Below are 11,871 nucleotides of genomic sequence, written 5' to 3'. Positions count from 1 at the left end.
GAAGCAATCCAGACTATTTCCGCAGCGCGGACTCTGAATTGCTTCGCTGCACTCGCAATGACGCGAGGATAGGCCTGCGCACCCGCTTTGGGCAAAGAAACCGGATTGTCGCCCGTCGCTAAATCCGGCAGAAACGAGCCAACTATAATTCCACCCGAAACGTCCCAAGGTGCCGCCATGAAAGCCATCCTCTGCTCGCAATATTGCCAGCCCGACGATCTCGTGCTCGCCGACGTGCCGGATCCGGTGGCGGGTCCCGGCGAAGCCGTGATCGCGATCAAGGCGGCGGCGCTGAACTTCTTCGACATCCTGATGATCCAGGGCAAGTACCAGATCAAGCCGCCGTTCCCGTTCTCGCCGGCCGCCGAAGTCGCGGGCGTGATCGAGAGCATCGGTGCCGGCGTCACTGATCTGAAAGTCGGCGATCGCGTCGTCGCATCCTGCGGCCACAATGGCGCGCGCGAGAAGATCGCGCTGCCGGCGGCAGGAATCGTGAAGATCCCCGACAATCTCGACTATGACCGCGCGGCCGGCATCATCATCATCTACGGCACCGCGCTGCATGCGCTGGAAGACCGCGCCAGCCCGAAGCCGGGCGAGACGCTCGCCGTGCTGGGCGCCGCCGGCGGCACCGGCCTTGCCGCCTGCGAGCTTGGCAAGCTGATGGGCCTGAAAGTGATCGCCTGCGCCTCGTCGGACGAGAAGCTCGAATTCGCCAAAGCACATGGCGCCGAGCTGACGCTGAATTACGGCAAGGAGGACCTGAAAGAAGGCCTGCGCAAGCTCACGGGCGGCAAGGGCGTCGACATCATCTTCGATCCGGTTGGTGGTGCCTATGCCGAACAGGCGCTGCGCTCGATCGCCTGGGAGGGCCGCTTCCTCGTGATCGGCTTTGCCGCCGGCGACATTCCGAAGATGCCGCTGAACCTCGCGCTGCTGAAAGGCTGCGACATCCGCGGCGTGTTCTGGGGCGCCTGGACCCGGCTCAACCCCGAGAAGAACCGCGCCAATCTCGAGAAGCTCGTGAGGTGGACGGCGGAAGGAAAGATTTCATCGCATGTCGACCGCACCTTCCCGCTGGCCCAGACCGCCGATGCGCTGAAGGTGCTGGCGGGACGCCAGGCGATGGGCAAGGTGATCCTGCATCCGTGAGGGTGGAGGCGACACTGTCGCCGCATCTGCACAATTGTCATCGCGAGAAAGCCGGCGCGCTGAACCTGCGCCGGCTTTTTCGTGCGCCTTCGCATGGTGAAAATCCCCTCAACCATCGCTGCGGAAATTGCGGTGCATTCCGCCGCCTCGCCGTAATCAAACCCAAATATCTCCCGATTCGCGCAAACCGCCGTCGTTTTTTGGGCTGAATCGGACGGCGATTTACCGGTTCCAGTTTGCGGGGCGCTTCTGGACAACACCAAGAAGACTGAAGCCGGGACTGCCCCTGCGTTGCGTCAGGAATGGGGAGCATCACCATGGAGACGACGGCCTACCGTCCGTCCAGGGAGTCGCGGGCGTTCGACTCCGATCGATCTGCATCACATCCGCCCACCGCGTCCTACATCCGCGCGCGCGCCGGCCGCGCCGAACTCGTCCAGGACGATCCAATGCCATTGTTCCTGTCCGATCCGCTGGGGGAGCCGGACCCAAATGAATACGCGACGCTGAGTTTGCGCCCCAAAACGAGGGCACTTCCGCGCATCATCGCTGCCGTGCTCGCGATATCCGCCGCGGCGATCCCGGCCGTGCTGTTTCAGTCCGACCTGCGCAATCTCGTCGCCGCGAATGCCGGCGCCCCGACTGCCGCGCCTCGGACCGAGGCCCCGGCCAATCCGTCGGTCGCGCGCCCACTCAAGGATCCTGCCCGCGTGACCAACACCATGCTGGCGAGTGCCGACAGGCAGGATCTCCCCGCGCCGCCAACGCCAAGTCGCGAAGCCATCGCGACTGCCTACCAGATTGCGCTGCAAGCCCAAACGCCGGCACCTGCGCCGATGCCTGCAGCGGTCCAGCCTCCGCCGCCTGAGCCTGTCAGGACGCTCGACGCCGACACGCTGGCAGGACTGATGACACGCGCGAGAAGCCTGATCGGCGTCGGCGACATCGCCGCAGCGCGCCTGCTGCTCGAACGCGCGGCCAATGCGAAAGACGCAACGGCCGCACTTTTGCTGGCACAGACCTATGATCCCGCGGTGCTGGGCACCAGCGACGCCCGGAGCGTCATCGCCGACGCATCCGCCGCTCGTGACTGGTACCAGCGGGCCGCAAGCCTCGGATCGAGCGAGGCGCGACAGCGCCTCGCCCAGCCTTCGCACTAGAACTCGTCAGGGGACATCATGCGTAACGCTTTGAGAATGGCGCTTGCCGCCATCATGACGATCTATGCCTCCACCGCGCGCGCCGAGCAGACCGAGTACGATCCGTCCAAGGTCTCGGACGGCCTGAAAGCCATCTTCCAGTTCGGCTCGACCTCCACCAAGCAGGCGCTGAACGCCAACACGGTCACGCTGATCACAGGCACGATCGGCGGCACCTATGTGCAGTTCGGCGCCGATCTCGCCTCCGTGCTCGACGACGGCAACAGGATCCGCGTGCTGCCGATCGTCGGCCGCGGCTCGGTGCAGAGCGTCGCGGACATCCTGTTCCTGCAAGGCGTCGATCTCGGCGTCGTCCGCGCAGACACGCTCGACTATCTCGAGCGCAAGGGCTTTGCCAAGGACATCAAGCGGCAGTTCACCTATGTGACAAAACTCTACAACGAGGAGATGCAGGTAATCGCGCCGAGATCGGTCGCGACACTGAAGGATCTCGAAGGCAAGACAGTCAGCGTCGACCTGCCGAACGGCGGCACTTTCGTCACTGCCCTCACTGTGTTCGAGCGGCTCGGGATCAAGGCGAAATTCGTCTATGTCGAGCAGCGCATCGCAATGGAGAAGCTGAAGGCCGGCGAAATCGACGCCGTCATCGTGGTCGGGGGCAAGCCGTACAAGTCGGTCTCGACCTTCGGCAATGACGGCGGCTTCCATCTCGCCAAGGTCGATTATGCAAAACCGCTCCAGAGCGACTATCTGCCGGCGACGCTGACCGCAAAAGACTATCCGAACCTGATCAAGGAGGGCGAGAGCGTGGACACGATCGCGGTGCCCGCGGTGCTCGCGGCCTATAATTGGGCACCGAACACCGAGCGCTATCGCAAGCTCGCGCTGTTCGTGGACGCGTTCTTCACGAAATTCCCCGCGCTGCAGAACCCGCCGTTCCATCCGAAATGGAAGGAAGTCTCGCTCGCGGCGCCGCTGTCGGGCTGGAACAGGTTGCCGGTGGCGCAGCAATGGCTCGACAGGCACGGCGTGGAGCCGGTGACACGCCAGCGCTTCGAGGCGTTCCTGAAACAGAGCCCGACGGCTGCGAACGTATCCGACGCGGAGAAGGAAACGCTGTTCAGGCAATTCCAGGCATGGGACGCGGAGAAGGCGCGGGCGGAGGTGAAGAAGTAGCGGGCGCGTCTCGCCTTCACACACTCAGTGTCATCGCCCGGCTTGACCGGGGGATCCAGTACGCCGTGACGCCGATGATTGAATCGCAAAGCCGCGGCGTACTGGATTCCCCGCTTTCGCGGGGAATGACCGCGGAATGCGTGGCGGTAACGGTTACGCTGCTTCTGCTTTCGAATCGCCCTCATCCACCCCGCGCTTCAGCACCGCACGCGCGGCTTCGCGGTGCTCATTCGTGATATGGCCGGCGACCATGCGGATGGCGGTGGCGAGCACGGCGGCGTCGTCGGTGAAGCCGAGGATCGGCATCACGTCGGGGACGAAATCGAACGGCAGGATGAAATAGGCGATCGCGCCCAGCAGCGACGCCTGGACGTGGCGCGGCGTCTGCCGGTCGAAGGCACAATAATAAGCGGCGAGCAGATCTTCCGCGAACGGCAGATGCGCGGCGACGCGCTTCAGCTTGCGCCAGAAGCGGCGGCGTACGCTCTCGCGATCTTCCGCGAGCCGATCGGCCGGCTCGAAACCGACGCTGTGTTCGGCAGCCATGCAAAACTCCCCGTTCAGCGAGCAGCGGCGGATCGCCGCATACCCTGCTGATCACAAGATGGGGATGTGTCCGGTCGCCGCAAGATGTCAGCCAAATGTCAGCTAGGCCGTCAGCTTGGCGATGGCGTTCATCGCCCTGGCGAGCTCGATATCGAGCCTGGTGACGCCGCCAGCGTCGTGGGTCGACAGCACCACCTCCACGGTCTTGTAGACATTACGCCATTCGGGATGGTGATCCATCTTCTCGGCGACCAGCGCCGCGCGGGTCATGAAGCCGAAAGCCTCGTTGAAATCCTTGAAGACAAAGGTTTTCCCGATCGCGTCGCGGCCCTGAACCTCGGTCCAATCAGGGATACCGCCCAGCGCCTCCTTGCGCGCCTCCGCCGCCAGCCGCTCAGCCATGATCGCCTCCGTCCTTCAGGGGAACTTTACCCTAACACCGCGCTTGGGGTCCGGTTTCACCGGGAATTTGCCCGTCCGCTAACCATGACGGAGATGTAACCCCGCCGGACAAGAAATTTGCTACAATTGCGGGCGTAAATCGCCGGCCAAGATGAAACTGAGCCTCAAGCGCCTGTTTGGGAGATCGATGACCGGGGGATTGAACCTGGCCGAAACGCCCGCCCCGACGTCGCCGCGATCCGCGGCGCGCAGGACGGCGCTTGTGTCTCTCGCATTGGTGCTCGCGATCATCGGCGCGCTCGTCGGCGGCTACTATTTTGCCATGCGGCCGGTGTTGCTGAAGGTCGCGGTCGGTCCCGCCAACAGCGACGACGTCAAGGTCATACAGGCGCTCACCCAGGGATTCGCGCAGCACAAGAGCTACGTAAGACTGCGTCCGATCCAGACCGACGGCGCCAATGCCAGCGCCGATTTGCTCGCGGAGGGCAAGGCCGATCTCGCCATCGTACGCGGCGACGTCGACGTGCCGAAGAACGCGCAAGCGGTCGCGACCCTGCGCAAGAACGTCGTGGTGTTGTGGTCCGTGCCCGCCAAAGGCAAGAAGAAGGGCGCCAAGATCACCAAGATCACACAGCTCGCCGGCCATCGCGTCGGCGTGGTCGGCCGCACCCAGGCCAACGTCAATCTGCTCAAGGTGATCCTGCAGCAATACGGCGTCGACCCCGCCAAGGTCGAGATCGTTCAGTATCCGGCCAACGAAGCCGCCGAGGCGATCAAGGCCCAGAAGGCCGACGCCTATCTCGCGGCCGGCCCGGTCAACAGCAAGATCACGGCGGATGCGATCGCCGCCTCGACCAAGGACACCGGCACGCCGACTTTCCTTGCGATCGATTCCGCCGATGCGATCGCGCAGAACCATCCGGTCTATGAAGCCGCGGAGATCCCCGCAGGTACTTTCGGCGGCTCGCCGGATCGTCCCGACGACGAGGTCAAGACCATCAGCTTCTCGCACCACATCGTGGCGCGCAAAGGCTTGTCGGAAACGACGGTCGCGGCGTTCACGCGGCAGCTCTTCTCCGTACGCCAGCAATTGGTGACCGAATTCCCGCTGGCAGCGAAGATCGAGACGCCCGACACCGACAAGGATGCGGTGATCCCCGTGCATCCGGGCGCCGCCGCCTTCGTCGACGGCGAGGAAAAGACCTTCCTCGACAAATACAGCGATTACATCTGGTGGACCTTGATGGCGCTCTCGGCGATGGGCTCGATCGGCGCCTGGTTCGCGGGCTACCTCAAGAAGGACGAGCGCGACAACAACAGCCATTTGCGCGACCGCCTGTTCGACATGATCGCCGCGGCTCGCAAGAGCGAGACCACCGAAGAGCTCGACCAGATGCAGACCGAAGCCGACGAGATCCTGCGCGATACACTGCGCTGCTTCGATCACGGCGCGATCGAAGAGGGCGCGCTCACCGCGTTCAACATCGTGCTCGACCAGTTCCACGTCGCCGTCGCCGACCGCAAGGCGGTGCTGTTCAGCATGCCGCAGAACCTGCAACGCGCAGGCGCGCAGTTCAGGGCCGCCGGCAACGCGTAAACGCCGGCCCGCGTAATCGCTCCGTCACATTGTGGCAATATAGACTTTGCTGGTCATTCCGGAGCGCGCCAAGCGCGAATCCGCAATCTCGAGATTCCGGGTCCGGCCCTTCGGACCGTCCCGGAATGACGGCGCTGGATGCGCCCAGGAAAGCCAGCGAATCCATCATGCACATCAAATTCTCGCGTCGCCGTTTTCTCACCGCCGGCGCCGGTGCGCTTGGCACCATCGCGATGCCCTATCTCTCGCGCGCCGCAGACCGGCCCGCGGTCACCCATGGCGTGCAGTCAGGCGACGTCACCTCCAGCGGCGGCGTGGTGTGGGCCCGCGCCGACCGGCCCTCGCAGATGCTGGTCGAGGTCGCGACCACCGAATCGTTCAAGGACGCCCGCGCGCTGCCGCCGATCGCAGCACTCCCCGAAAGCGACTTCACCGCAAAGATGCTGATCGAGAACCTGCCGAGCGGGCAGGACATTTTTTATCGCGTCCGCTTCCGCGATCTCTCGCATGGCGCGATCGAGGGCGAGCCGGTGACCGGCCGCTTCCGCTCCGCGCCGGCCGACCGCCGCGACGTCAGCTTCGTCTGGGGCGGCGATGTCGCAGGGCAAGGCTGGGGCATCAACCCGGATGACGGCGGCATGGCCACCTTCTCCGCGATGCGCAAGCACCGTCCGGATTTCTTCCTGCACTCCGGCGACACCATCTATGCCGACGGCCCGATCGAATCCGAGGTGAAGCTTGCCGACGGCAAGACCTGGAAGAACGTCACCATCCCGGAGAAAGCCAAGGTCGCCGAGACGCTGGACGAGTACCGCGCGGCGCACAAATACAATTTCACCGACGAGAACGTCCGCGCCTTCAATGCCGAAGTACCTGTTTTCGTGCAGTGGGACGACCACGAAGTGACCAACAACTGGTCGCTGTCGAAAGCACTGCCGGCGGCCTACAAGGTGCGCGACATCTCGCTGCTCGCAGCCCGCGCCGGCCGCGCCTTCCACGAGATGTACCCGATGCGCGAAAGCATCGTGGAGCCGGGCCGGGTCTATCGCCAGATTTCCTACGGCCCGCATCTGGACGTGTTCATGCTGGACGAACGCAGCTATCGCGGCCCGAACGGCGCCAATCTCGAAACGGAATACGGCCCGGCCAGCTACTTCCTCGGCCCGGACCAGATCGCCTGGCTCAAGCGCGGCCTACTGAACTCGCGCGCGACATGGAAGGTGATCGCCTCAGACATGCCTATCGGTCTCGTCGTCTCGGATACGCCCAAGGGCGGCTCGGAAGCTGTTGCGCAAGGCGACGGCCCGGTGCGCGGCCGCGAGTTCGAGATCGCCGACATCCTGCGCTTCATCAAGATGGCGCCTGTCAGCAACACGGTGTGGCTGACCGCGGACGTGCACTACGCCGCCGCGCATTATTACGATCCGAACAAGGCGCAATTCCAGGATTTCGAGCCGTTCTGGGAATTCGTCTCGGGCCCGCTGCACGCTGGCACATTCGGTCCGAACGCGCTCGACAACACGTTTGGGCCCGAGGTGCGCTTCGTCAAGGCGCCGGGCAAGGACAGCCAGAACCTGCCTCCCTCCGCCGGCATGCAATTCTTCGGTCACGTCAAGATCGACGGCGCCTCCGGCCAGATGACCGTGACCTTGCGTGACCGCGCCGACGTCGCGCTGTGGTCGACCACGCTCGACCCGAAACTCGCCTGAAGCTGACGCCGGGGCGCCGTCAGGATCCGCGCGTCCGCAGCGCGGCTTCCAGCGCATCGCTGGGGCACGGCTTTTGCAAACGCGGCCGTGCAGCGAACTGCGAGGGAATGCGCGTCTCCGCGCCGTAACCGGTCACGAAAACGAAGGGAATTTTCAGCGCCGCCAGCCGGTCGGCGATCGCAAAGCTTTTCTCGCGGATGAGCTCGACATCGAGCAGCGCGAAATCGGGCGGACGTGTCGTGATCACCTCCAGCGCCTGGGCCACTGAACCTACAGTGCGCACGCTCGTCACGCCAAAACCCAGCAGGCGATCCTCGAAGTCGATGGCGATAATCGGATCGTCCTCGACGATCAGAACATCGGCGGGCATTTCGGCCGAGCCGTCGGGGGGAGCAGGTATCATGATCCTGGCTACTGAGGGCTGCATCATTTTCCAATCAGGACAGCCGCATCACGACGCCTGCGCCCAGCGCATCGGAGGGTTCCCGGAACGAAACTCACCACACAACAGTTTTCACGTCTGTCCACTTGTGCACACAGCCGACGGACGGACCTCGCTACTGTCGAAAGGCGAGCAGGGGAATTACGATGGACGTGCGTATCAGCAAGGCAAACGAAATCGGCAGCCGCCCGGCCAACAATCTGCTACGGCGCCTGAGCGCGGCGGACTATGCGCTGCTCGCGCCGCATGTCAGCGTTGACGATGCGGCAGCCAATGAGCTGCTCTACAGCCCCGGCGACGATGTCCAGGTCGTGCACTTTCCCTGTGGTCCCTCGCTTGCGACGTTTCTCGTTCCCAACGAGGACGGCCGCGACGTCGAGACCATCCTGGTCGGCCGCGAGGGCGCGGTCGGCGGCATCGTCAGCGAGGGATTTCTGCCGGCCTATACCCGCATCTGCGTGAAATTCGGCGGCCCGTTTGCGCGCATTCACGTCGCCAAACTGGAGGCGGCCAAGCTGCGCTCGCCGTCGCTGCGCAACATCTTCGCCCGCTATGCCGACTGCATGCTGGCGCAAATCTTCCAGTCCACCGCCTGCAACGCCATCCACTCGATCGAGCAGCGCACGGCGAAATGGATCCTGGCGGCGATGGAGCGGACCGGCGACGAGAACAGCGTGCCGCTGACGCATGAGCAGCTTGCGACGCTGCTCGGGGTGGGGCGCAGCTATGCGAGCCGCGTGCTGCAGTCGTTCAGGGTCGAGGGCGTCCTCGACACGCGGCGCGGCTCGATCCTGGTCCGCAACCGCGATGGCCTGCGCCTGCGCGCCTGCCTCTGCAACGAGGCGGTGAAGACCCATTTCGAGGAGGTGCTGCGCGGGGTTTACCCGACGGAGGAAACAAGCAGCACAGGCTAGCAGCTCCAGCGCGCCGCCCTGACGCCCCGTTCCATGGGAGAATGCCGGCGAGCGACGCGACAGCTCTGCCATGCTATGCTCGTTCCCGCATGAGCGGGGCATTCCTTCACACTGTCTTCGACATCGCGGCGTGGCTGGCGGCAGCGGCGGCGGTTTACTGGCTGTCGCGACAGGGCTTGCGGTTTCCTGCGCAGTCGTTCGAGCTGCCCTACATCGCTGCATTGGTGTTCGGCGCCGGCGTCGGCGCCTATCTGTTCGGCTCCGCCAATCTGTGGCTGTCGGGCGAGAGCGGCATTGCGCGCTCGGTCGAGGGCGCGCTTGCCGGTGGTATCGTGGCGATCGAGCTGTACAAATGGACCGCCGGCATCGCCTTGCGCACCGGCGCGCGGTTTGCACTGCCGCTGGCCCTCGGCATCGCGATCGGACGGCTCGGCTGCTATTTTGCCGGCCTCGACGATTTCACCTATGGCACGCCGACGGCATTGCCCTGGGGCCATGATTTCGGCGACGGCGTTCTTCGCCATCCCGTGCAGCTCTACGAGAGCGCCGCGATGGCCGTGTTCGCGCTGCTCTATGTGCTGGCGGTCTTGAACCGGAACGCGTTCGCGATCACCAATGGTTTCTACCTGGTTCTCCTCTATTATGGGGCGCAGCGCTTCCTGTGGGAATTCCTCAAGCCCTATGGCGCGCTGATCGGCCCCCTCACGCTGTTTCACCTGCTGTCGCTGTCCATCCTGCTCTACGCCGCAATCATGCTGGCGACGGCGCCGAAAGCGAGATCTGTGCATGAACGCGCCGTTGCGTAAGTCGCGCCCTTACGTCTTCTGGGGCCAGACCCAGTCCCTTTGCGAGACCTGCCTCAAGCTGGTGCCGGCCAAGATCCAGATCCAGGGCAACGAGGTCTGGTACGAAAAGCGTTGCAGGGAGCACGGCGTCCAGTCGACGCTCGTCTCCACCGACGCGGCCTATTGGCGCCTGTGCAAGGATTTCATCAAGCCGGGCGACCGGCCGCTGCAATTCCAGCACCGCACCGAATTCGGCTGCCCCTACGATTGCGGCCTCTGTTCCGACCACGAGCAGCACTCCTGCCTGGCGCTGATCGAGATCACCGAACACTGCAATCTCACCTGTCCGGTCTGCTTCGCCGATTCCGCGCCGGCACGAACGAAATTCACCCCGCTCGCGACGGTCGAGAAGATGCTCGACGCGCTGGTCGCGAGCGAGGGCGAGCCCGATCTCGTGCAGATTTCCGGCGGCGAGCCGACGCTGCATCCTGACTTCTTCGCGATCCTGGACGCCGTGCGCGCCCGCCCGATCCGCCATGTCATGATCAACACCAACGGCCTGCGCATCGCCCGCGAAAGGGATTTCGTGGCAAAGCTCGCCGAGAACAGGCGCGGGCTGGAGATCTATCTCCAGTTCGATTCGCTCGAGCGCGACGCGCTGGTCAACCTGCGCGGCGCGGATCTGCGCAAGATCCGCCAGCAGGCGCTGGAAAATCTCGAGCATTTCGGCGTGTCGACCACGCTGGTGGCGACCATCAAGCGGGGTGTCAACGATGCCGAGATCGGCGACATCGTCCGCCATGCGTTGACGTGGACATGCGTGCGCGGCGTCACGCTCCAGCCGGTGCAGGACGCCGGCCGAAACGAGAATTTCGACAAGACCACCGACCGCATCATGCTGTCGGAGATCCGCCAGCGCGTGGTCGAAACCGGCATCTTCGGCGACAAGGACATGATCCCGCTGCCCTGCAACCCCGAAAGCATCTCGATCGGCTACGGCCTGCGCAATGGCGAGAAGGTGCTGCCGTTGACGTCGCTGATCCCGCAGGAGCAGCTGGTCGCGGTGATGCCCAACACCATCAGCCCGGAGAAATATCCGATGCTGCGGGAAAAATTCGTCGACCTGTTCTCGCTGTCGTCGGGCCCGCTCAACACCTCCGAGCGGGTCTGCGAATTGCTGTGCTGCCTGCCGAGCTTTCAGGTGCCGCAAGGGCTCACTTACGAGAACGTCTTCCGCGTCACCATCGTGCAGTTTCTCGACCGCTTCAATTTCTGCGTCGGCAACGTCAAGCGCTCCTGCATCCATTTCGTGACGGAGCAAGGGGCGATCATCCCGTTCGACACCTACAATCTGTTCTACCGCAACGGAAAGATCGACGGCATCCGCGCGGCGTTGGCCGGGCAGACCTATCGGGATGTGAGGCAGGGCGAGGAGGTCTCGCGATGAGCGACACCGGCACGCCCCCTCCCGCGCCACAGCCGCCGCTTCAGGAGGACGCGTCTCCGACAGCACCGCCACAGCGCAACGGCTGCCTGACCGCTTTCATGGTGGTCGCCGGCGTGGTGCTGCTTTTCCCCGGCCTGTGCTTTATGGCATTCGCCGGCCAAGCCGACGCATTTGGCCTGATCGGATTGGTCCTGATCGGGATTTCCATCTTCCTTTTCATTCGCGTCGCGACCCCACCCAAGCCCCGGCCATAGCGTCGCATCACCATGAGCAACTTCGAACCCCCGCCCCCGCCGCCTCCGGCCGTCCCATCGCGGCGCGGCGGCTGTGCGACGGCGGTCATGGTGCTGTTCGGGATCATCCTGCTGCTGCCAGGCCTCTGCGCGCTGCTGTTCGGAGGGGCCTCGGTAATCGATGGGGGCAAGATCGACTCGGACATCGCGCCGCTGGTCTTGCTGGGACTGGTCGTCGGCATCGGGGGCATTGCCCTGATCTGGGCGGCCATCAAGGGGCGAAAGGCCTAGGCCGGTCCGGAACGGCA

General features: G+C 64.3%; 13 protein-coding genes. 10 read left to right on the top strand and 3 right to left on the bottom strand.

All coding sequences use genetic code 11. From position 1 onward, the window contains the following. The first annotated feature begins 177 nt into the window (after window positions 1-177). The 3 genes from PMI42_RS18315 to PMI42_RS18305 all read left to right on the top strand — a co-directional run bounded on the left by PMI42_RS18315 (window position 178) and on the right by PMI42_RS18305 (window position 3,488). Window positions 178-1,152 (top strand): NADPH:quinone oxidoreductase family protein, encoded by a 975-nt coding sequence (locus tag PMI42_RS18315; protein ID WP_008136760.1) that lies wholly within the window; start codon window positions 178-180, stop codon window positions 1,150-1,152. A gap of 317 nt (window positions 1,153-1,469) precedes the next feature. Beyond that, entirely contained in the window at window positions 1,470-2,312 is an 843-nt protein-coding gene (locus tag PMI42_RS18310) for a hypothetical protein (RefSeq protein ID WP_008136758.1), read from the top strand. 18 nt (window positions 2,313-2,330) lie between these two features. Beyond that, complete coding sequence (locus PMI42_RS18305) at window positions 2,331-3,488, top strand: TAXI family TRAP transporter solute-binding subunit (RefSeq protein WP_008136757.1); 1,158 nt, start codon at window positions 2,331-2,333, stop codon at window positions 3,486-3,488. 153 nt (window positions 3,489-3,641) lie between these two features. Here PMI42_RS18305 and PMI42_RS18300 read toward each other — a convergent pair whose 3' ends face one another. Continuing rightward, window positions 3,642-4,034: a YkvA family protein gene (locus PMI42_RS18300; protein WP_008136755.1), complete on the bottom strand. Its 393-nt coding sequence runs from the start codon at window positions 4,032-4,034 to the stop codon at window positions 3,642-3,644. Between the two features lie 102 nt (window positions 4,035-4,136). Continuing rightward, entirely contained in the window at window positions 4,137-4,436 is a 300-nt protein-coding gene (locus PMI42_RS18295) for a 4a-hydroxytetrahydrobiopterin dehydratase (protein WP_008136753.1), read from the bottom strand. A gap of 151 nt (window positions 4,437-4,587) precedes the next feature. Here PMI42_RS18295 and PMI42_RS18290 point away from each other — a divergent pair, with 151 nt between their 5' ends. Continuing rightward, window positions 4,588-6,033, top strand: a complete 1,446-nt coding sequence (locus PMI42_RS18290) for a TAXI family TRAP transporter solute-binding subunit (RefSeq protein ID WP_008136751.1) — start codon at window positions 4,588-4,590, stop codon at window positions 6,031-6,033. A 167-nt stretch (window positions 6,034-6,200) separates the two neighbouring features. Continuing rightward, window positions 6,201-7,742, top strand: coding sequence for an alkaline phosphatase D family protein (locus PMI42_RS18285; RefSeq protein WP_035966051.1), 1,542 nt, complete (start codon window positions 6,201-6,203; stop codon window positions 7,740-7,742). Between the two features lie 19 nt (window positions 7,743-7,761). Here PMI42_RS18285 and PMI42_RS18280 read toward each other — a convergent pair whose 3' ends face one another. Next, window positions 7,762-8,145: a response regulator gene (locus PMI42_RS18280; protein ID WP_008136749.1), complete on the bottom strand. Its 384-nt coding sequence runs from the start codon at window positions 8,143-8,145 to the stop codon at window positions 7,762-7,764. 185 nt (window positions 8,146-8,330) lie between these two features. Between PMI42_RS18280 and PMI42_RS18275 the strand changes: the two genes are divergently transcribed. The 5 genes from PMI42_RS18275 (at window position 8,331) to PMI42_RS18255 (ending at window position 11,854) form a co-directional block, all read left to right on the top strand. Continuing rightward, window positions 8,331-9,098 (top strand): Crp/Fnr family transcriptional regulator, encoded by a 768-nt coding sequence (locus PMI42_RS18275; protein WP_008136748.1) that lies wholly within the window; start codon window positions 8,331-8,333, stop codon window positions 9,096-9,098. A gap of 89 nt (window positions 9,099-9,187) precedes the next feature. Next, window positions 9,188-9,904, top strand: coding sequence for a prolipoprotein diacylglyceryl transferase (locus PMI42_RS18270; RefSeq protein ID WP_008136746.1), 717 nt, complete (start codon window positions 9,188-9,190; stop codon window positions 9,902-9,904). Next, on the top strand, window positions 9,885-11,330 hold the full coding sequence (locus PMI42_RS18265; protein WP_008136744.1) for a radical SAM protein: 1,446 nt from the start codon (window positions 9,885-9,887) through the stop codon (window positions 11,328-11,330). Before PMI42_RS18270 ends, PMI42_RS18265 begins: the two co-directional genes overlap by 20 nt. Then, window positions 11,327-11,584, top strand: a complete 258-nt coding sequence (locus PMI42_RS40070; protein WP_008136742.1) for a hypothetical protein — start codon at window positions 11,327-11,329, stop codon at window positions 11,582-11,584. Before PMI42_RS18265 ends, PMI42_RS40070 begins: the two co-directional genes overlap by 4 nt. An 87-nt stretch (window positions 11,585-11,671) precedes the next feature. After that, complete coding sequence (locus PMI42_RS18255; RefSeq protein ID WP_349526361.1) at window positions 11,672-11,854, top strand: hypothetical protein; 183 nt, start codon at window positions 11,672-11,674, stop codon at window positions 11,852-11,854. Window positions 11,855-11,871: the final 17 nt, after the last annotated feature.

Source organism: Bradyrhizobium sp. YR681 (genome assembly GCF_000282615.1).
Taxonomy (GTDB): Bacteria; Pseudomonadota; Alphaproteobacteria; order Rhizobiales; family Xanthobacteraceae; genus Bradyrhizobium.
This window is presented reverse-complemented; position numbering and strand designations above follow the sequence as displayed.